Annotated in this window: 15 protein-coding genes; 4 read left to right on the top strand and 11 right to left on the bottom strand. The window is 65.7% G+C overall.

All coding sequences use genetic code 11. From position 1 onward, the window contains the following. Nucleotides 1-115: 115 nt before the first annotated feature. The 3 genes from tpiA to gap are packed head-to-tail and all read right to left on the bottom strand — an operon-like array spanning nt 116 to nt 3,170. Entirely contained in the window at nt 116-901 is a 786-nt protein-coding gene (gene tpiA, locus A5634_RS25590) for a triose-phosphate isomerase (RefSeq protein WP_065146821.1), read from the bottom strand. Further along, the gene (locus A5634_RS25585; protein WP_065146820.1) at nt 898-2,148 is read right to left on the bottom strand and encodes a phosphoglycerate kinase; all 1,251 of its coding nucleotides are present in this window, start codon (nt 2,146-2,148) and stop codon (nt 898-900) included. The genes tpiA and A5634_RS25585 overlap by 4 nt, the downstream gene beginning before the upstream one ends. Nucleotides 2,149-2,150: 2 nt before the next feature. Next, entirely contained in the window at nt 2,151-3,170 is a 1,020-nt protein-coding gene (gene gap, locus A5634_RS25580) for a type I glyceraldehyde-3-phosphate dehydrogenase (RefSeq protein WP_065146819.1), read from the bottom strand. Nucleotides 3,171-3,493: 323 nt separating this feature from the next. Here gap and A5634_RS25575 point away from each other — a divergent pair, with 323 nt between their 5' ends. Further along, nucleotides 3,494-4,267, top strand: a complete 774-nt coding sequence (locus A5634_RS25575; protein ID WP_065146818.1) for a hypothetical protein — start codon at nt 3,494-3,496, stop codon at nt 4,265-4,267. Nucleotides 4,268-4,275: 8 nt separating this feature from the next. Here the strand turns inward: A5634_RS25575 and A5634_RS25570 are convergent, their stop codons facing one another. From A5634_RS25570 to A5634_RS25560, 3 genes are all read right to left on the bottom strand, one after another. Continuing rightward, nucleotides 4,276-5,703 (bottom strand): phytoene desaturase family protein, encoded by a 1,428-nt coding sequence (locus A5634_RS25570; protein ID WP_065146817.1) that lies wholly within the window; start codon nt 5,701-5,703, stop codon nt 4,276-4,278. Continuing rightward, nucleotides 5,700-7,451 (bottom strand): DUF3556 domain-containing protein, encoded by a 1,752-nt coding sequence (locus A5634_RS25565; RefSeq protein ID WP_065146832.1) that lies wholly within the window; start codon nt 7,449-7,451, stop codon nt 5,700-5,702. Before A5634_RS25565 ends, A5634_RS25570 begins: the two co-directional genes overlap by 4 nt. 789 nt (nt 7,452-8,240) lie before the next feature. Continuing rightward, entirely contained in the window at nt 8,241-9,515 is a 1,275-nt protein-coding gene (locus tag A5634_RS25560) for a PucR family transcriptional regulator (RefSeq protein WP_065146831.1), read from the bottom strand. 148 nt (nt 9,516-9,663) lie between these two features. On the opposite strand from A5634_RS25560, the gene A5634_RS25555 reads away from it, so the two are divergent. The 3 genes from A5634_RS25555 to A5634_RS25545 are packed head-to-tail and all read left to right on the top strand — an operon-like array spanning nt 9,664 to nt 13,331. Continuing rightward, the gene (locus A5634_RS25555) at nt 9,664-10,419 is read left to right on the top strand and encodes a 1-acyl-sn-glycerol-3-phosphate acyltransferase (RefSeq protein WP_155769734.1); all 756 of its coding nucleotides are present in this window, start codon (nt 9,664-9,666) and stop codon (nt 10,417-10,419) included. Between the two features lie 3 nt (nt 10,420-10,422). Next, nucleotides 10,423-12,048: an acyl-CoA ligase FadD12 gene (fadD12, locus tag A5634_RS25550; RefSeq protein ID WP_065146815.1), complete on the top strand. Its 1,626-nt coding sequence runs from the start codon at nt 10,423-10,425 to the stop codon at nt 12,046-12,048. Next, the gene (locus tag A5634_RS25545; protein ID WP_065146814.1) at nt 12,045-13,331 is read left to right on the top strand and encodes an alpha/beta hydrolase; all 1,287 of its coding nucleotides are present in this window, start codon (nt 12,045-12,047) and stop codon (nt 13,329-13,331) included. The genes fadD12 and A5634_RS25545 overlap by 4 nt, the downstream gene beginning before the upstream one ends. A gap of 3 nt (nt 13,332-13,334) precedes the next feature. On the opposite strand, the gene A5634_RS25540 is transcribed toward A5634_RS25545, so the two are convergent. From A5634_RS25540 to uvrC, 5 genes are all read right to left on the bottom strand, one after another. Continuing rightward, nucleotides 13,335-14,720: a WS/DGAT/MGAT family O-acyltransferase gene (locus A5634_RS25540; RefSeq protein WP_065146813.1), complete on the bottom strand. Its 1,386-nt coding sequence runs from the start codon at nt 14,718-14,720 to the stop codon at nt 13,335-13,337. A 96-nt stretch (nt 14,721-14,816) separates the two neighbouring features. After that, nucleotides 14,817-15,794, bottom strand: coding sequence for a DNA-binding protein WhiA (gene whiA / locus A5634_RS25535; RefSeq protein ID WP_081290659.1), 978 nt, complete (start codon nt 15,792-15,794; stop codon nt 14,817-14,819). After that, the gene (gene yvcK, locus A5634_RS25530) at nt 15,791-16,825 is read right to left on the bottom strand and encodes a uridine diphosphate-N-acetylglucosamine-binding protein YvcK (protein WP_065146811.1); all 1,035 of its coding nucleotides are present in this window, start codon (nt 16,823-16,825) and stop codon (nt 15,791-15,793) included. The genes whiA and yvcK overlap by 4 nt, the downstream gene beginning before the upstream one ends. After that, complete coding sequence (gene rapZ, locus A5634_RS25525; RefSeq protein WP_065146810.1) at nt 16,822-17,703, bottom strand: RNase adapter RapZ; 882 nt, start codon at nt 17,701-17,703, stop codon at nt 16,822-16,824. The genes yvcK and rapZ overlap by 4 nt, the downstream gene beginning before the upstream one ends. After that, nucleotides 17,696-19,654 carry an excinuclease ABC subunit UvrC gene (gene uvrC, locus A5634_RS25520; RefSeq protein ID WP_065146809.1) on the bottom strand — a complete coding sequence of 653 codons (1,959 nt, stop codon included), beginning with the start codon at nt 19,652-19,654 and terminating at the stop codon, nt 17,696-17,698. The genes rapZ and uvrC overlap by 8 nt, the downstream gene beginning before the upstream one ends. Nucleotides 19,655-19,672 lie beyond the last annotated feature (18 nt).

Genomic DNA, 19,672 nt, shown 5'->3' with positions numbered 1-19,672 from the left:
TTGTCGCGCAGAGGCGGGCAAACAGACACATGGTCTAGGTTCTGGGACCGGTGTGACTCATGAAACGGGTGTGGCCCGCCTCGGTGCCGCGACGGGTGTGGCCCGCGACCAACTGCTACGGCAGCGGTCCCCCGGCGGCAATGGCCGCCAGCGTCGCGAACTGCTCGCCATCCAGGGACGCGCCACCTACGAGCCCGCCGTCGATGTCGCTCTGGGCGACGAGTTCGCCGACGTTCTTCGCGTTGACCGAGCCGCCGTAGAGCACCCGCACGCTCTCGGCAACCTCCGGTGCGGCCAGCGACCCCAGTTCGGCACGAATCGCCGCGCACACCTCCTGAGCATCCGCCGAACTGGCGACCCGCCCGGTACCGATCGCCCAGACCGGCTCGTAGGCGATGACGACCTTGCTGATCTGCTCGGCCGAGAGCCCGGTCAGTGACCCGCGCAGTTGCTCGACGTTGTGCGACACGTGATTTCCGGCTTCGCGCACCTCGAGGTGCTCACCGATACAGACGATCGGGGTCAGCTCGTACTTGAGTGCGGCGGCCGCTTTAGCGGCCACCAGCGCGTCGTCCTCGTTGTGATAGGTGCGCCGCTCGGAGTGACCGACAACGACGTAGCTGCAGCCCAGCTTGGCCAAAAACGCCCCGCTGATCTCTCCCGTGTAGGCGCCGGAGTCGTGCTGCGAAAGATCCTGCGCCCCATAGGTCAGCCGCAGTTTGTCGCCGTCGACCAGGGTTTGCACGCTGCGCAAATCGGTGAACGGCGGGATGACCGTGACGTCGACCTTGTCGAAGTACTTGTCCGGCAATGCGAATGCGATCTTTTGCACGAGCGCGATCGCCTCGAAGTGATTCAGGTTCATCTTCCAATTGCCGGCGATCAACGGCTTGCGGCTCACGAGTCCCCTCCGGTCGGCTGCTCACGGCCAAGCACCTCAATGCCCGGAAGTGTTTTGCCCTCAAGGTATTCCAGCGACGCGCCGCCGCCGGTGGATATGTGCGAGAAGTCGTCCTCTGGTATCCCCAACGCACGGACCGCGGCGGCGGAGTCTCCCCCACCGACCACGCTGAACGCTCCCTTACCGGTCGCCGCGACGATCGCCTCCGCGACGCCTCGGGTGCCCTCGGCATACGTCGGGAACTCGAAGACGCCCATCGGGCCGTTCCAGAAGACGGTCTGGGCGTTGGACAGCAACGTGGTGAACCGCTTGACCGAACCCGGCCCGATATCCAGGCCCATCAGGTCGTCGGGAATCTCATTGGCCGCAACTGTCTGTGGCGGCGAATCGGCGGCGAACTTCTCGGTCACCACGATGTCTACCGGCAACCGCAGCACGTCGTGATAGGTCTCCAGCAGGTTACTGCAGGTGTCCACCATCTCTTCTTCGAGCAGCGACTTCCCAACCGAATAACCCTGCGCGGCAAGGAATGTGAAGCACATGCCGCCGCCAATGACGATGCTGTCGGCTTTCGTGGCCAGCGACTCGATCACGCCCAGCTTGTCGGACACCTTCGATCCGCCCAGCACCACGGCGTAAGGCCGCTCGGTGGAGCTGGTCAGCTGCTCCAACACCTTGATCTCGTCGGCCACCAGCTTCCCCGCGTAGTGCGGCAACAGCGTGGCCACGTCGTACACCGAGGCCTGCTTGCGGTGCACCACGCCGAAGCCGTCGGAAACGAAAGCCCCATCGGGCCAGACCAATTCGGCCAGCTGCTTGGCCAGCGCCAGGCGCTCGTCGTCGTCTTTGCTGGTCTCGCGCTTGTCGAAACGAATGTTCTCCAACAGCAGGATGTCGCCGTCGGTGAGCCCCTCGGCGCGGGCCAACGCATCGGTGCCGACGACATCACCGGCCAACTGGACATGGCGGCCCAGTTGCTCCCCCAGTGCGGCGGCCACCGGCGCCAGCGAATACTTGGACTCCGGCCCATCCTTGGGGCGACCCAGGTGGGCGGTGACGACCACCTTCGCGCCCGCGTCGAGCAGTGCCTTCAACGTGGGTACCGACGCGGTGATGCGACCCGCGTCGGTGATGTTCCCGTCCCCCCCGGCATCGAAGTCGAGCGGGACGTTCAAGTCCGAACGGACCAGTACGCCACGACCCGAAACACCTTCGGCGAGAAGGTCTTCCAAAGTTGGTACGGACACGGCTAGAGCGACTTGCCGACTAGCTTGACCAGGTCGACGAGGCGGTTGGAGTAGCCCCACTCGTTGTCGTACCAGGAGACCACCTTGGCCTGATTGCCGATGACCTTGGTCAGCCCGGAGTCGAAGATCGAGCTGTGCGGGTCGGTGACGATGTCGCTGGAGACGATCGGGGCGTCGTAGTACTTCAGGATGCCCTTCATCGGGCCGTCCGCAGCGGCTTTCATTGCGGCGTTGATCTCGTCCGCGCTGGCTTGCTTGGACAACTCAGCGGTCAGGTCGGTGACCGACCCGGTGGGGATGGGTACCCGCAGCGCGTAACCGTCCAATTTGCCCTGCAATTCGGGCAGCACCAGACCGATGGCTTTGGCCGCTCCGGTGGACGTGGGCACGATGTTCAACGCAGCCGCGCGGGCGCGGCGCAGGTCCTTGTGCGGGCCATCCTGCAGGTTCTGGTCCTGGGTGTAGGCGTGGATGGTGGTCATCAGGCCTTGGACGATGCCGAATTCGTCGTTGAGAACCTTGGCGATCGGGCCAAGACAGTTGGTGGTGCACGACGCGTTGGAGATGATGTTCTGGCTGCCGTCGTACTTGTCGTCGTTGACGCCCAGCACGATGGTGATGTCCTCGTCGGTGGCGGGGGCGGAGATGATCACCTTCTTAGCGCCGGCTTCCAGGTGACCCTTGGACTTGGCCGCACTCGTGAACAGGCCGGTGGACTCCACGACGACATCGACACCTAGGTCGCCCCAGGGCAGGGCGGCGGGGCCCTCGCGCACCGCCAGCGCCTTGATCCGGGCCGGGCCCACCACGATGGTGTCCTCGCCGTCCAACGTCACCTCGTGGGGAAGTCGACCCAGGATCGAGTCGAACTTCAGCAGGTGCGCCAGCGTGTGGTTGTCGGTGATGTCATTGACCGCCACCACCTCGACGTCGGCGTCACCCTGCTCCTGCTGGGCCAACAAAGCCCGGTAGAAGTTACGTCCGATTCGACCAAAGCCGTTGATGCCAACTCGGACCGTCACGTGTCTCTCCTCGTCTTTGGTGTTCGCTGTTAAGCCCTCGTCGTCAGCCTAGATCAGTGCAGTTGCCGTTGCTGGGGCCGGTAAGACTATCGCCGTCGAACTGCACTTACGCGCGTTGCGCACGGACTGGAATGCCTTACAGCTCTGCGCGATTCTGGCCGAACGTCACCATTTGGAAACGGCACGGTGCGCCGCGGTTTGAGTTACACGGTTGCGATTAACAATCGAGCCAGTCATTAGACACGAGTTCGGTATGGCTAGACGGTTCTGCTGAACCACGTGGGTGCAGGAATATTCGAGCGCAGATAAAGGAGTTGACGTTGATGACGATCTTCGATCGATTCAACATCAAAGTGATTGCTGTCACCGCCGGTGTGTGCGGCGCGGCCATTTCGCTGAGCCCGGGTGCGGCTGCCATACCGCTGAAAACGGGCGGGCACGCCTGCATCCAGGGAATGTCGGGAACCGCGGGCGCAGCCGGCGATGGTGCCGCACTGGCAGGCGTCGGCGGAGCCCCGGTCTGCTGCGCATACGGCACGGCTGCCGCAGGCGGAGCGCCGGCCGCGGGCGGAGCCGGTGGTCCAGCTCCAGCTGGTGGACCAGCGCCGGCCGGTGGGCCAGCCCCCGCCGGTGGACCAGGCGCACCCGGCGGGCCGGCGCCCGCCGGTGCGACACCTGTCGAGGCGTGCGGGCCGGCAAGTGCTCCGATCACTGGCATGTCGGGAGTGCCGGTGGGTGCCCCGCTGGTGGTACCCGGACCGGTGCCGGTCGTCGCCCCGGTGCCCGTCGGAGCGCCGGTGCCCATCGGGGCGCCGGTACCGATCGGAGCGCCCGTGCCCATCGGCGCGCCGGTACCGATCGGTGCACCGGTGCCCATCGGCGCGCCGGTACCGATCGGTGCACCCGTGCCTATCGGAGGGCCGGTACCCATCGGCGGGCCAATCGTTGCCGGCGCCCCGGTGCCCGCGGGTGCCCCGGGGGCGGTTGGCGCTCCGATCACGACCATGTCCGGGACCGGGAAGGGTGAACCGGCCGGAACGGCGCCGGCTGGCGGCCCCGCGCCCGGTCAGCCCCTGCAGCCCGGGCCAGCGAGCTGACCCGGCGCTCAGCGCTTGTGCAGCCAGCGCAATGCCGATTCAGCGGCGTGGTAGCCGCACAACCCATGAATGCCGGCACCCGGCGGCGCGGACTGCGAGCACAGGTAGACACCCGGTACGCCAATTGCGTACGGGTCGAGAGCAATGCGCGGCCGGAAGAGGATCTGCAGCTTGTCGTTGGCGCCGCCGATGATGTCGCCGCCAATCAAGCTGGGGTTGCGAGCCTGTAGTTCGGCGGTGCTGGTGCTCACCGTCTCGACGATGCGGTCGCGGAAGCCCGGCGCGAACCGTTCGATCTGGTCGACGATCGCGGCGGTTGCATCTCCGCTATAGCGGAACGGCACGTGCGCGTAGGCGTAGATCGGGTTGATCTTGCCCCCGGGGCCACCGGTGCGGGACGGGTCGGCCAGGTACTGCTGCCCCAGCAGTACGAACGGCCGCTGCACCATTTTGCCTTGGGCGCGTTGGCGTTCCGTGTCGACGATCTCCTCGAAACTACCGCCGAGGTGGACGGTGCCCGCGCGGGCGCAGTCGGGATTTGTCCACGGAATGTCGCCTTCGATAGCGAAGTCGACCTTGAACGCCGAGGAGCCTTCGCGGTAGCGGCGGTAGGACCGTCTGATGCGCAGCGGCATCGCGCCGCCATAAAGCGTAAGTACCTGCGCGGGACTCAGGTCGAGCATCACGATGTCGGCGGTCGGAATGTCGCGGCGGCTGTTGACTTTGACGCCGGTGCTGACCCGTCCGCCTTCGGCGTTCAGCGCCGCGCCCAGGGCCCGGGCGATCGCCCCGGACCCGCCTTCGGCGACCGGCCACCCGTACCGATGCCCGCTGGCCAGGATCATCAACCCGAGCGAAGCGGTCAGTGGCCGGTCCAGCCGGGTGTAGGCGTGCGCGGCCGCACCACCGTAGAGGGCACGCGCCTGCTCGGTGCGGAACCAGCCCGCGACGGCGGTCGCCGGCAGCACGGCGCGCGGACCAAACAGCGCCAACCGCACCGGATGTCGCGGAATGTTGAGCACCGGTCGCAGTAGATCCTCCGCCAGATCGTCGAATCCGGAGGCGAGCCCGCCGATCGCGGCGCGCCAGCGGCGGTGATCGGGACCCAGCCCCTTGGCGGTCTTGACGATCGACTGATACAGCACTCCGGCGGTGCCGTCGTCGAGTGGGTGCGCGCAGTCCACCTCCGGCCACTTCCACGAAAGCCCGTGGCGGGTAAGGTCGATTTCCTTCCAGAACGGTGAGCCCACGCCCAGCGGATGGAAGGCCGAGCAGTAGTCGTGGATGACTCCGGGCACCGTCAACTCGCCCGAGCGCGCTCCCCCGCCGATGGTGTCGTGAGCCTCGAGCACCTCAACGTCGATGCCCTGGCGCGCCAAATGGATTGCCGCGGCCAGGCCGTTGGGCCCGGCACCGACGACAACCGCGGTCGTCATGCCGGCACGGAGCGTTGTGTCGTTACGTGAACCGGGAATTCGTCGTCCGGCTCAGGCCAGGGCTGCCGCGTCAGCATCTCCGCGACGTCGACATAGCCAGCCTCGATCAACCCGGTCTTGGCGTCGAAAATTCGGTACCACTGCTTCTGGGTTTGGATCGGTTGGCCTTCCAGGACGATGACGCGGAGGTCGCCGTTGGCGAAATTGCAGCGCCGCTGGACGGCCTCCAAGAGCTGCTCGTTGTGCAGATGTCCTTCTCCGAAATTCCACCCGACGAGCGGACCGGCGACGACTTCGCCCTCCCTGATGCTGTATTCGGCTTCGTTGTCGATCGCGCGCGGCAGGAGACCGTTAAGCGCACGACCGTGGGTGTGCATGGCCCGAAAGGCCGCCACCTTGTCGGACATCACCTCGGCGGTGGGGGCGCCATACAGCTTGGTCAGCTGATTGATAACCAGCGCAGAGCTTTTCACCACGTCGGCTTCGATCTTGTCCTCAGCTCCCGCGCGGAAGCACCACAAACTGGTGGCCCAGTTGCCGGCGTAATAGCGCATGCCGGGCAGGAACGAAATCTTTTCGGGGAACAGGTTTCCCGCGATCGCGACGGCTACCGCGATGAGCACCAGCGCCAACAACCACGGCGACCGCAAGTCGATGGCGCGAATCGAACCGTAGTGCCCAAACAGGTAGAACAGCGAGAAGATGAAGAAGACATTCCATTCCAACGGCACGCCCATCGGAAGGTTGGACAGGATGTTGAGGTGGAAGATCACCATGAACCCGATCAGAAACCACCGCCACGGTTGGTCTCCGGCGACGAAGACCAACACCGTCGGCACGATGAATTCCGCTGTGGTTCCACCCACATGGGCCATCAACTTCGGTATGGCGGTCGGACGCAGGTCGTTGACGTGGTCGCGGTAGAGCGCGTGTTTGAGCGGGGTGAACAGCCTGCTGCGCAGCAGCGCGTTGTTGCTCGTCATGACCGCCACGACGTACGGGAAGTGGTGGTTGAGCTTTGAGGTCGCCGCTCCCCACCACAGGCACAACATGATCAGCTTGAATGCCGACACCTGGTCGACGAACGGAAAGAAGAACACGAACAACTTCAGCCAATAATGTTCCCCGCGCGCGGCCAGGAAGATGGTCTTGTCTCGCAAGCCCAACAGCGCCAAGGCGACGATCGTCGGGATCACCAGCACCGGGTCGACCAGGCCTACACCACCGATCCCCGGAACCGGACCGCCCTGCCCCGGCGACAACAGCGCCCACACCGCACTGCCCAGCACGATGGCATACAGCGCGACGTCGACGACACTGCGTGAATCTCCGCGGGTGAACGGCACCTTGTCCGGCCACGCCGGAAGCCGAATCGTCTTGGGCCGCAACCAATAAAGCACACCACCGATCGGCGGCATGAAGCGTCCGGTAAGCGGCCCCGACCCGCAACCCAGGCCGAGCACCTCGAACAGCAGCGTGAAGATGATCGCTTTCTGGTACACGATCGGCTGAGTCCACCAGTCGGCGATGTTGCTGAGCCCGCCCAGCCCGGGAGTCAGCGAGATGAGCGCCGCCGGAACAGCGACGTAGAGACCGATCTTCAGCAGGTATAGCAGGTAGACCGCGTACGGCGTGCCGAATCCGTTCTCCGCCCAGTGCCGGGTGACCACCTGCAGCCGCGTCGCCCGCGGCAGGGACGTCCAGGTGTCGTGGTCAACGTCTGGAAGATCCGGTGAGATGAATCCCATGGCCGCCTCGCTCGCTGTCTGAAACCGTTCGGCGAGTCCAAATGTATCCGGCCTCGGTGACAGGCGGACACCGCCGTGCCGGCGGTGTGGCCCCCGTCGTCGTGAGTGGCTCGGCAGGGCGCGGATGACCGCCAGGCCATGCCGATCTTCGAAGCGGCCCCTCGTCCGCTGCGAATCGTCGTAACCCGCGCCCTGCGAGTGATCCAGTTCGGCACCGCCGAAGCGGCGCCGCAAATTGGCGATCAACTCCTTTACCGTCCGCCGGTCGTCCTGCTCGGCCTTGAGCAAGCGGCGAAAGCCGATAACGTTCTCGACGTCGCCCGCTGCCTGAGCCAGCGAGATCGCCCGCCGGCACTTGTGTATGCGGTATTCGGTCTGTCCCAACTGCCGGGCCAGCAGCCGCAGGTAGTGCTCGGCCTGACGCTCGTCTGCCGACTTGTCACCACGGCATTGGGGCGCAGCTGGGCCCGGCACCGATGCCGGACCCAGCCGCTCGACACCGGCAGGCACGGAGCCGACCGAGGCGTGCCCGAACGCCCCGGTATCAGACTCCGCTACACACGACATGCCGGCTCCTAGCCAAAAAGTCTCAAGCGCAAAGACATCGGCGTTATCCACCGAGTGACGCCCACCAGGAAGCGTTGACAGGCATTGCGACAGAATCGGTTTGCCGCCCCGCACGGGGTCGACATTCGACGCTGACCAACGGTAAGCCGCGGCATCGCGCCGACGCCATATGCGGCGGCGCCGAAGGTCAGGACATGTTTTGTGCGCGCAACACGAACCGCGCTAGACCGACGGGTTTGCCGTCCGTAGCACTGCCGGAGCCATCCACCGACAGACTTCTAACGCAGTCTGGACCCTGAACACCGCATCGGGGTCGTCGAAGTCCTGCCCGCAGCGTTCCATCGCCTGCGCGACACGATACTGAATTGTGTTGCGGTGCAAGATCATCGCTTCCGCTGTCGCTACATAGCTGCGGTTGCGGGCCAGAAACTCGCGCAGCGTTTCGCGCAACCATTGGTTGCGTTCGTCGTCGACGGCGAGATCGCCCAATGCCTCGGTGACGAAGCGTCCGAGTTCTTCGGCGTCGGTTGCCATCAACGCGATCGGCGCGACGTCGGCGTAATAGACCACGCGGTCACGGGGATGGCGTCCGGCGCCCAGAGCCACCGCCTTGGCGCGTTCGGCTTGCTTTAAGGAGGCCCGGAAGCCGTCCAGGCCGCGCTCGACGCGACCGAACGCCAGGCACGCGGGAATTCCCGCGGACTCGAAGGCCGCCCGCACCCGGGCCCGTTCGGCCGCGACTGCCTCGCGGGCGGGTATCGGGGAGAACCACAACCGCGCCTCACGCTCGTCGGTCGGCACCATCAACGCACGTCCTGCCGCGCGCAGCTCCCCCGCGATCAACGAACCCGCCTTGTCCAACAGCGCCGCCACGTCGCGGGTGGGAACCGTGGTGTCCGCCCACCACACGGCCGCGATGTGCGCGACGTCCAACTGGTAGCCCAGCACCATTTCTGCGCGCTGTACGTCGACGGGAGTGCCCGCCAGTATGTCGCTGACCCATTGCTGTTGCAGACCGCTGCGCCGGCTCAACCAGCGGTCGTGTTCCTGCTCATAGGCCACGGTCAGCTGGTCACCGACCACATCGACAAAACGCGCGCACCGATTCACCAGTTCGACGATTGCCGGCACGCGCTCGCTGGACTCCAGCAGTGCTACGAACTGCATCGCCCGCTGCAAAAACCTGGCATGTCCGATTCGATGCGCTCTGACCAGCGCTGATAACGGGGTGTCGCGCTGGGCCGCGGCACGTACGTAAGCCAACGCGGCGGCAGGGGCCTCCAAGAAGGGCTCCGGAGGGTCCCGCTCTATGTAGTGGATTCCCGCGACGACGTTCTCGGTGAGGCTGGCGCGCCACAGCGCCATCATGCGGCTGTCGTAGCTCGGGACCGGAATTTCCTTCTTCATCACCTCGAACAACTCGCCGATGAATTCGTCGCGGATCGCGTCCATCTGTCGGGCGATCACCGACAGTTGACCGCCTCCGGTTTCGGACACCCTCGGTCCCTTCTGCAGCCCCCGGCAAATGCCCTCAACCATGATCGCACCGGCAGTCGCTACCATCTAGACACTCGATGGCAAAGGAGCCCCAGTGAGCGAAGCCGAAAGCTTGGATGTTGGCGACATCGACAAGTTCGATCCTGGGATGACGCAGCGAATGATCAGCGTGATGCGCCCGATCCTCAAGACCTACTTTCGCGCCGAGGTACGGGGCCTGGACGTGTTTCCGCCCGGCGGCGCGCTCGTGGTGGCCAACCACTCTGGCGGACAGTTTCCGATGGACGTCCCGATTTTCAGCACCGACTTCTACGAGAAGTTCGGCTACGAACGACCGGTGCTGACCCTGAGCCACGACATTTTGTTCATGGGCGCCACCGGAGACTTCTTCCGCAAGACCGGCTACATCCGGGCCAACCCCGAGAACGCGGCGGCGGCGCTACGATCCGGGGGTGTCGTGGTCGTCTTTCCCGGCGGTGACTACGACGCCTACCGGCCGACATCCGCGGAGAATGTCATCGACTTCAACGGCCGTAAGGGATACGTCCGCACTGCTCTTGCCGCGGGCGTACCGATCGTGCCTCTGGTGGGCATCGGTGGCCAGGAGACCCAGCTGTACCTGAGTCGCGGCACCTGGCTGGCCAAGCAATTGGGTTTGAAGCGGTTCATCCGCAGCGACATCCTGCCGCTCTCGTTCGGCTTCCCGTTCGGCTTCAGCGCCGCGATCCCACCCAACCTCCCGTTACCCGCCAAGATCGTCATGCAGGTGTTGGAACCAATCGATCTCACCGCGCAATTCGGTGAGAACCCCGACATCGACGAAGTCGACGAGCATGTTCGGTCGGTCATGCAAACGGGGCTCAACGAGCTCGCCGCCAAGCGTCGATTCCCGATTGTGGGCTGAGCCATGGCATCTCGAATCGACGAGGTCCGCGGTCTGATCAGTACCCTGCGACGCGCCGGCATGATCGCGCCGATGCGGCCGGACCGGTATGTGCGGATGGGCGCCGCGATGGCCCGCGAAGGTATCGGGTTCACTTCCGGATTTGCCGGTGCGGCGCAACGTTGTCCGGACCGGCCTGGCTTCATCGACGAGCTGGGGACACTGACCTGGCGGCAGCTCGATGAGCGCGGCCACGCGTTCGCGGCGGCACTGCGGGCCCTGCCGGGTGGGGCACCGAAGGTGGTCGGCATCATGTGCCGAAACCACCGCGGATTCGTCGATTCCTTGTTGGCAGCCAACAGGATTGGCGCCGACATCCTCTTGCTGAATACCTCGTTTGCCGGCCCGGCGCTGGCTGAGGTGGTCACGCGCGAAGGTGTCGACGCCATCATCTACGACGAGGAGTTCACCGCGACGGTCGACCGTGCGCTCGCCGACGCCCCGAACGCCACCCGTATCGTCGCGTGGACTGAAGAATCCCACGATGTGACCGTGGAGAAACTCATCGCCTCCCACACCGGCGCGCGCCCGGAACGCAACACCGGCAAGAAGAGCAAGGTGATCCTGCTGACGTCGGGCACCACCGGAACACCCAAGGGCGCCAAGCACTCTGGCGGTAGTGGTGGGATCAAGACACTCAAGGGCGTGCTGGACCGCACCCCGTGGCGGGCCGAGGAACCCATTGTGATCGTGGCACCGATGTTCCACGCGTGGGGGTTCTCGCAGTTGGTGCTGGCCTCGTCGCTGGCGTGCACGGTGGTGACCCGACGCAAGTTCGACCCGGAGGCCACACTGGCTCTGATCGACCGGCACCAGGCCACCGGCCTGGCGGTGGTACCGGTGATGTTCGACCGCATCATGGATCTGCCCGACGAAGTACGAAATCGCTACAGCGGCAAGTCGTTGCGGTTCGCCGCGGCCTCGGGGTCGCGAATGCGACCCGACGTCGTCGTCTCGTTCATGGACCAATTCGGGGACGTGATCTACAACAACTACAACGCCACCGAGGCCGGCATGATCGCCACCGCCACACCGGCCGATCTGCGGGCCGCGCCCGACACCGCCGGCAAGCCCGCCGAAGGAACCCAGATCCGGATCCTGGACTCGGATTTCAACGAGATGCCCACCGGTGAGGTCGGCACGATCTACGTGCACAACGAAAGCCAATTCGACGGTTATACCTCCGGTAAAACCAAAGACTTCCACGCCGGTTACATGTCCTCCGGAGACGTCGGCTATCTGGACGAGAATGGCCGGTTGTTCGTAGTGGGACGCGACGACGAGATGATCGTCTCCGGCGGAGAGAACATCTACCCGATCGAAGTGGAGAAGACGCTGGCCGCCCATCCCGACGTGGCCGAAGCCTCGGTGCTCGGCGTGGACGACGAACAGTACGGCCAGCGGTTGTCGGCATTCGTTGTGCTGGAACCGGGTTCGACCGCAGACGAGGAAACGCTCAAGCAACACATCCGGGAGAACCTGGCGAATTACAAGGTGCCCCGCGAGATCAAGCTGCTCGATGAACTGCCCCGCGGGAGCACCGGCAAGATTCTGCGCAACGAGCTCAAGGGACTGGTGAGCGGATCATGAACCTGCGACGAGTGCTGCGAGAACTGCGCCGCCCCCGGCCGCTGACCCGCGCAACCGTGGAAGTTGTCAACGCCGCCAACGGTTTACGTCCGCTGAGCCGCAACCCCTACGCCGCGCCGACGGTATTCTGGTTCGGTTGGCCGCCCTCGGAGGTGCCGCTGGTCTACGGCGGTGTCTCCTTGTTGGACGCGGTGCGTCGCGGCCGGCGGGGCGACTTCGCCGGCCCAAAAGGCAAGCTGGCCCTTGCGTTGACGGCGGCGTCGTGGGCGATGTTGGCGGTGATCGGCTACCGCGGGATCGTCACTCCCGGTCCGGTGCTGAAATCTGCGCTGACCGACCAGCTCGGACCCGACTACGAGGACGAGCTGACCGCATTGCCGACGGAGCCCAAGCGAAGTGGGCGGCGCAGTCCGCCGCTACGCACCACCATGGCCCGACGGCGGTTCGTCGAGAAGCAGAACATCGTCCGCTACGGGCCGCACGGGCGGGCCAATCTGGCCGACATCTGGCGCCGTCACGATCTGGCGCGGGACGGCAAAGCACCGGTGCTACTTCAAGTTCCAGGCGGGGCCTGGATGATCGGGTGGCGTCGCCCGCAAGCGTATCCCTTGATGGGCCAACTGGTTTCGCGTGGCTGGGTGTGTGTCTCGATGAACTATCGCGTGTCTCCGTTACATACCTGGCCCGACCACATCGTCGACGTCAAGCGCGCGTTGGCGTGGGTCAAGGAGAACATCGCAGACTACGGCGGTGACCCGAATTTCGTTGCGATCAGCGGAGGTTCGGCTGGTGGCCATCTGACCGCGTTGGCTGCGCTGACCGAAAATGACGCCAAGTTTCAGCCGGGCTTCGAAACCGCCGACACGTCGGTAGCTGCCGCGGTCCCGTTCTACGGCCGCTACGACTGGTTTTCCGACGTGGCACCGGGACGGTCCGCATTCATTGAAGTGTTGGGCAGATTGGTGGTCAAGAAGAACATCAAGACCCACCGTTCGATATACCTCGACGCGTCACCGATCAGATACGTAAAGCCGGACGCACCACCATTTTTCGTGCTGCATGGAGCGGACGACTCGCTCATCCCGGTGGAGGAAGCCCGCGAGTTCGTCGAGGAGTTGCGTGCGGTGTCGAAGTCTCCGGTCGCCTATGCCGAACTACCCAACGCCCAGCACGCGTTCGACATCTTCGGTTCCCCGCGAGCGCATAAGGCCGCCGATGCCGTCGCCAAATTCCTGTCCTGGGTGTACGTGACGAACCCGCCGTCTGGCAACGGAAAGCCTTAGCCGCTACCGCAAGTCGGCCGCAGCTTCCAACTCGGCCAGCGCCGGTTCGATGGCGTCGGCCATCTCGTCGATGTCGTTGGCCACCTCCGGCGTCGTCACGAAACCGAAGTCCAGGCAGTCCTGGTAAGAGAAACAGGTGATGTTGAGTGCGACGTCCATCACCGGCGGACCGAGCGGGACCAGCGAGTCCAGCTTGGCGCCGGCCATGTACAGCGGGAAGGGCGGACCCGGAACGTTGGAGACGACGAGGTTGATCGGGGCCAGGTTGTGCGACAAGCCGCTGGCCGTGTAGGCGCGGGCGGCCAATTGCAGCAACCCGGGCGGGGTGGTCTCGGTGAGCCCCATGATCTGATGCGCCGACAACGCCTTCGCCATTTCCTTGGCGTTCCTGGTGCTTTCGTGAATCGCCAAGAGCCGCTCGGTCGGATCATCGATGTCGGTGGCAAGTGAGGCCGTCATCGAACTGATCTGGTTACCGACGTCCGACTGGTTCTGATCGGTGCGAGTCGACACCGGAATCTGTGCGATCAACGGCTTGTAGGGCAACTCGTCGCGCTTCTGCAAATATTCGCGCGCCGCGCCGGCCACCAACGCGAGCACCACATCGTTGAGCTTGACCCCGAAGGCGTCCTTGACGGCCTTGACCCGGTCCAGCTCGACCCGACAGCCGGTGATGCGCCGGTGTGGTGACACCGAGGCGTTGAACCTGGTCTTGGGCGCGTCGAAGTAGCGCGGCGGTCTGGCGCCCACCCCCAGCGCGGCGATCTGCTGACGCACGGTCTGCTCGAGCAACCGGGCGATGCGGAACGGCGTCATGATCCCGACGTTGATCAGCGCACCCAGTGCCCGGCGTTCCAGGCCGGGAATGGTGAAGCCGACGAATCCGACCGTTTCCTTCTGTGGCGCACGCGGTTCCGGCGTGACGTCCAACAGAATCTCGCCGAGCCCGGCCCCCGAGACGCCGTCGACGATCGCATGGTGCATTTTGGTCAGCGTGGCGATGCGACCGCCTTCGACGCCCTCGATCACCCACAGTTCCCACAGCGGTCGCGAGCGGTCCAGCTTGTAGGACATCAACCGGCCGACCAGTTCCTCGACCTCGCGCCGCCCGCCGGGCGCCGGGACACCGATGCGCCGGACATGGAAGTCGATGTCGAGTTCCTCGTCCTCGACGAACCACGGCCGGTCCAGTCCGAGCGGGGCGCCAGTCACCCGCCAGCGCAGCTGCGGGATCTCGGGCAGGCGCTCGATGAGCAGTTCACGCAATCGCTGGAAGCTGTAGTCGGGTGCGTGCCTTGGATCACAAATCGCCAGCGCACCGACATGCATGTGCCAACCTGCGGTTTCGGCGGACCAGAACGCTGCATCAACACTCGAGAGCCGTTTCATCCCCCGACCGTAGCCCTTTCCTTTGCGCGAACCCAACCACACTGCGAAATCCTCGGCCCGAAATCGCGGCCCGGTTCGGTTCGCGGAGAAGAAGGGTTAGGCGTCCTCGAGCAGGTCGGGGGTCACCGCCGACTCGGTGTCGGGAATGCCGTCCACTTTCGCTTTCCGATCAGCCATCGACAGCAACCGCCGAATGCGGCCTGCCACAGCATCTTTCGTCATCGGGGGATCGGCGAGCCGACCCAGTTCCTCCAGCGAGGCCTGCCGGTGCTCGACGCGCAACCGGCCAGCGGTGGCCAGATGGTCGGGGACGGTATCGCCGAGGATCTCCAAAGCGCGCTCCACTCGGGCGGCCGCGGCCACCGCCGCGCGTGCCGAGCGGCGCAGGTTCGCATCGTCGAAGTTGGCCAGCCGGTTGGCCGTGGCGCGCACTTCGCGACGCAGCCGTCGTTCCTCCCAGATCAGCCGCGTGTCCTGGGCGCCCATCCGAGTCAGCAGAGCACCGATCGCCTCACCGTCGCGCACCACCACCCGGTCGGCTCCGCGCACCTCGCGCGCCTTGGCGCTCACGCCGAGCCGGCGTGCCGCCCCGACCAGCGCCAGTGCGGCCTCCGGGCCGGGGCAGCTGACCTCCAGCGCCGAGGAGCGGCCCGGTTCGGTGAGCGATCCGTGGGCCAGAAAGGCTCCACGCCAAGCGGCTTCGGAGTCGGCGATGCTGCCGCCGACGACCTGTGCGGGCAGTCCCCGCACCGGACGTCCGCGCATATCGAGCAGCCCGGTCTGCCGGGCCAGCGCTTCCCCATCGTTGGCCACCCGCAGCACATATCGGGTGTTCTTACGAATTCCACTGGCCGACAACACATGCACCACCGCGTTGTAGCCATAGAGGTCGAAAATGTCCTTGCGCAGCCGACGGGCAATGCTGCCCAGATCCACCTCGGCTTCGACGACGACGCGGCCCGCCACGATGTGCAACCCGCCGGCGAACCTCAGTAGCGACGTGACCTCCGCGCGCCGGGCACTGACCGACTTGACTACCAGACGACTCAGTTCGTCCTTGACTTCGGTCGTCATCGCCACGCGTCGTCACCCCTCGGTCTGTTGCCGCCCGCGCCCTGCACGCCCGTCACCGGGGGCACCGCCGAGCTCCCGCCACGAACCCGCACCGCCTCCAATGCTGCCGCCAGCTTGCCCGGGTCATGTAAAGGTGTACCAGGTCTGGCCACGTCGGCGAAGTGGACCTCGGCCTCTAGCAGTGTTGCGGTACGGCGCAGTTGCTCACGTTCGCGATCGCTCGGCACACGTTCGGCGTCGATGATGATGTCGTCCACGGTGAAATCCGGAGCGTGCTGGACCAGCACGTGCAGATGGCGCTCCACCGAGAAACCCGCCGTCTCCCCCGGCTCGGCCACCAGATTGAGCACCAACGCCTTGCGGGCGGCGGTGGCCCGCAACGCCTCGAGCAGCCCGGGCACCAGTACGTGCGGGATCACGCTGGTGAACCACGAGCCAGGACCCAGCACTACCAACTCGGCGGACATGATGGCGTCGACGGCCTGCCGGGTCGCGGGCGGATCGGCGGGCAACAAGCGCACCCGGCGTACCTTGCCCGGCGTCGACGCGATCGCCACCTGGCCACGGATCAACCGGAACATCCGCGGGTCGGACTCCAGACCCGAGACATCTGCCTCGATCTGCAGGGCAATCGGGCACATGGGCAGCACCCGGCCTTTGACACCGAGAATGCGTCCGATCTCGTCCAGCGCGGCGACCGGGTCGGCCAGCACCTCGGACAGTCCGGCCAGCAGCAGGTTGCCGATCGGGTGCCCGGCCAGCGCGCCGCTGCCGCCGAACCGGTGCTGCAGGATGGTCGCCCACAACCGCCCATACGGGCTGTCGGATGCCAACGCCGCCAACGCCATTCGCAAATCACCGGGCGGTACCACGTCCAACTCGCTGCGCAGCCGACCCGAGGAGCCGCCGTCGTCGGCGACGGTCACCACCGCCGTGACATAGGGGGTCAGCCGGCGCGCCGCCGACAGCGTCGCGTACAAGCCGTGTCCGCCACCCAGTGCGACAATGCCTTCCCTGTTGGTCGGGTTCATTCGCGACCCAGATCCCGGTGCAGCGCCCGTACCGTCAGCTGCGGATCGGACATCAGCAGCCCCATCAGCGCTTCCGCGATCGCCACGCTGCGGTGCTTGCCTCCCGTGCAGCCGATCGCAACCGTCATGTAGCGCTTTCCCTCTCGCCGGTAGCCGTCGACCACCAACGACAGCAACCGATGGTAGGTCTGCAGAAACTCACTCGCACCGGGTTGGCTTAACACGTAGTCCCGCACCCGCTCATGCTGACCGGTCAGCGGGCGCAGCTCGTCGACCCAATGCGGGTTGGGGAGGAAGCGGACATCCATAACCATGTCGGCATCCATCGGCAGGCCGTACTTGAAGCCGAAGGACTCGACGGTGACGCTGGTGGTCGGGCCGCCGCTGTTGCCGAAGGCCCGCTCGATGCTTTCCCGCAGGCTTCGCACCGACAGGGTCGAGGTGTCGATGATCAGGTCGGCGGTGGCCCGCACCTGGGCCAGCATCCGACGTTCGGCGGCAATGCCTTCGGCGAGCGTCTGCTCACCCTGCAGCGGATGACTGCGGCGATTGTTTTCGTAGCGGCGCACCAACATGTCGTCGGACGCTTCCATGAACACCACCCGAGGAGTGATGTTGCGGGTGGCCAGTTCGTTGCGCACCTCGTCCAGATCACCGGTGAACCCGCGCGAGCGCACGTCCATCACTACCGCCAGCTGGGTGATGCGCGATCCGGCAGCCAAACCGAAATCCACCATGCGCGTGATCAACTGGGGCGGCAGGTTGTCGGCGACGTACCACCCCAGGTCCTCGAGCACCTTGGCCGCCGTACCGCGCCCGGCGCCTGACAACCCGGTCACCAGAACGACGTCGATGCCGGCGGGTTCGTCATTAGTCATTGGTGGCTCCCGCTGGGTCGGGTTCGGCCTCCGGTCGCAGCGCTTCCAGGACAGCCGTGGCGGTGGCCACGCCGATTCCGGGAACAGCGGTGATCTGGTCGACGGTGGCCTCCTTGAGGCGGGCTATCGATCCGAAATGGGTGACCAGCGCCTTGCGGCGGTGCTCGCCCAATCCGGGCACGGAGTCCAGCGCCGATGCCGTCATCCGCTTGGATCGCTTGCTGCGATGGTAGGCGATGGCAAAACGGTGCGCCTCGTCGCGCACCCGCTGCAACAGGTAGAGCCCCTCGCTGTTGCGCGGCATGATGATCGGGTCCGGTTCCGATGGCACCCAGATCTCTTCCAGGCGCTTGGCCAGACCGATGACGGCGACGTCGGTGATACCGAGTTCGTCGAGTACCGCGCTGGCCGCGTTGACCTGCGGGGCGCCGCCGTCGACGACGTACAGGTTGGGCGGGTAGGCGAAGCGGCGTGATTTCCCTTCGGGGGAAAGCATATTGGGGTCTTTCTGGTCGGCGAGGTGCCGCCAGAACCGACGCCGGGTCACCTCGGCGATGGAGGCCACATCGTCGGAACGGCCCTGCCCCGCGGCTTCCCGGATTCCGAAGTGCCGGTAGTCGGACTTGCGCGGCAGGCCGTCCTCGAAGACCACCAGGGAGCCCACGACATCGGTGCCCTGGACGTGGCTGATGTCGACGCACTCGATGCGCAGCGGGGCGTCAGCCAGTCCGAGGGCTTCCTGAATGTTCTGCAGCGCAGCCGATCTGGCGGTGAAGTCGCCGGCCCGCTTCAGCTTGTGTTGCTGCAGCGCCTCTTTCGCGTTGCGTTCCACGGTCTCGGCGAGCGCCTTCTTGTCACCGCGCCGCGGCACCCGCAGCCCGACCTTGGCGCCACGCAGACCCGACAGCCAGCGGGCCAGCTCGTCGTGGTTGGAGGGTAGACACGGCACCAGCACCTCTCGCGGCACCGGGTTGACGGATTCGTCAGCGGCTCCCCCTAATTCGGCTTGCTCGCCGTAGAACTGCGTCAGGAACTGCTCGACGAGCTGTTCGGCGCCGGTATCACCGGGGTCTGCCGACTTCTCCACGATCCAGCCCCGCTGCCCGCGCACCCGTCCGCCGCGCACATGAAAGACCTGCACCGCGGCTTCCAGATCGTCGTCGGCGAAGGCGACCACGTCGGCGTCGGTACCGTCACCGAACACCACGGCCTGCTTCTCCATGGCCCGCCGCAGCGCGCCCAGGTCGTCGCGAAGCCGCGCCGCCCGCTCGAAGTCGAGTTCGTCGGACGCCGCGTGCATTTGCTGCTCGAGCTCGCGGGCGTATCGGTCGGTCTTGCCCGACAGGAAGTCGCAGAAGTCCATGACGATCTGGCGGTGTTGCTCCGCGTTCACCCGGCCGACACAGGGCGCCGAACATTTGTCGATGTAGCCGAGCAAGCAGGGGCGGTCGATCTGATTGTGCCGCTTGAAGACTCCGTTGGAACAGGTGCGCGCCGGGAAGACCCGGGTGAGTAGGTCCAGCGTTTCCCGGATGGCCCACGCGTGCGAATACGGTCCGAAATACCGCACCCCTTTGCGGCGCGGCCCGCGATAGACCATCAGCCGCGGGAACTCCTCGTTGAGGGTGACCGCGAGCACCGGATAGGACTTGTCGTCGCGGTAGCGGACGTTGAAGCGCGGATCGAACTCCTTGATCCAGTTGTATTCCAGCTGCAGCGCCTCGACCTCGGTGTTGACCACCGTCCACTCGACCTTGGCCGCGGTGGTCACCATCTGACGCGTTCGCGGGTGCAGGCCGGCGACGTCGGCGAAATACGACGTCAGCCGGCTGCGCAGGCTCTTGGCTTTACCGACGTAGATGACGCGCCCGTAAGTATCCCGGAATCGGTAAACGCCCGGCTCGACCGGGATGGACCCGGGAGCCGGACGATAGGTGGCGGGATCTGGCACGCATCCAGGCTAGTGGTC

It is taken from the genome of Mycobacterium asiaticum (assembly GCF_001673365.1).
Lineage (GTDB): Bacteria > Actinomycetota > Actinomycetes > Mycobacteriales > Mycobacteriaceae > Mycobacterium > Mycobacterium asiaticum_A.
The sequence above is the reverse complement of the archived record's forward strand: the minus strand, read 5'-3'. Positions and strand labels throughout refer to the sequence as shown.

What these genes read in the sequence shown, in the direction of transcription:
- A5634_RS25545 (WP_065146814.1), top strand. Translation starts at nt 12,045, where the DNA reads ATGAACCTGCGACGAGTGCTGCGAGAACTGCGCCGCCCCCGGCCGCTG.
- yvcK (WP_065146811.1), bottom strand. Translation starts at nt 16,825, where the DNA reads ATGAACCCGACCAACAGGGAAGGCATTGTCGCACTGGGTGGCGGACAC.
- A5634_RS25555 (WP_155769734.1), top strand. Translation starts at nt 9,664, where the DNA reads ATGACGCAGCGAATGATCAGCGTGATGCGCCCGATCCTCAAGACCTAC.
- rapZ (WP_065146810.1), bottom strand. Translation starts at nt 17,703, where the DNA reads ATGACTAATGACGAACCCGCCGGCATCGACGTCGTTCTGGTGACCGGG.
- A5634_RS25565 (WP_065146832.1), bottom strand. Translation starts at nt 7,451, where the DNA reads ATGGGATTCATCTCACCGGATCTTCCAGACGTTGACCACGACACCTGG.
- A5634_RS25575 (WP_065146818.1), top strand. Translation starts at nt 3,494, where the DNA reads ATGACGATCTTCGATCGATTCAACATCAAAGTGATTGCTGTCACCGCC.
- whiA (WP_081290659.1), bottom strand. Translation starts at nt 15,794, where the DNA reads ATGACGACCGAAGTCAAGGACGAACTGAGTCGTCTGGTAGTCAAGTCG.
- A5634_RS25570 (WP_065146817.1), bottom strand. Translation starts at nt 5,703, where the DNA reads ATGACGACCGCGGTTGTCGTCGGTGCCGGGCCCAACGGCCTGGCCGCG.
- A5634_RS25540 (WP_065146813.1), bottom strand. Translation starts at nt 14,720, where the DNA reads ATGAAACGGCTCTCGAGTGTTGATGCAGCGTTCTGGTCCGCCGAAACC.
- fadD12 (WP_065146815.1), top strand. Translation starts at nt 10,423, where the DNA reads ATGGCATCTCGAATCGACGAGGTCCGCGGTCTGATCAGTACCCTGCGA.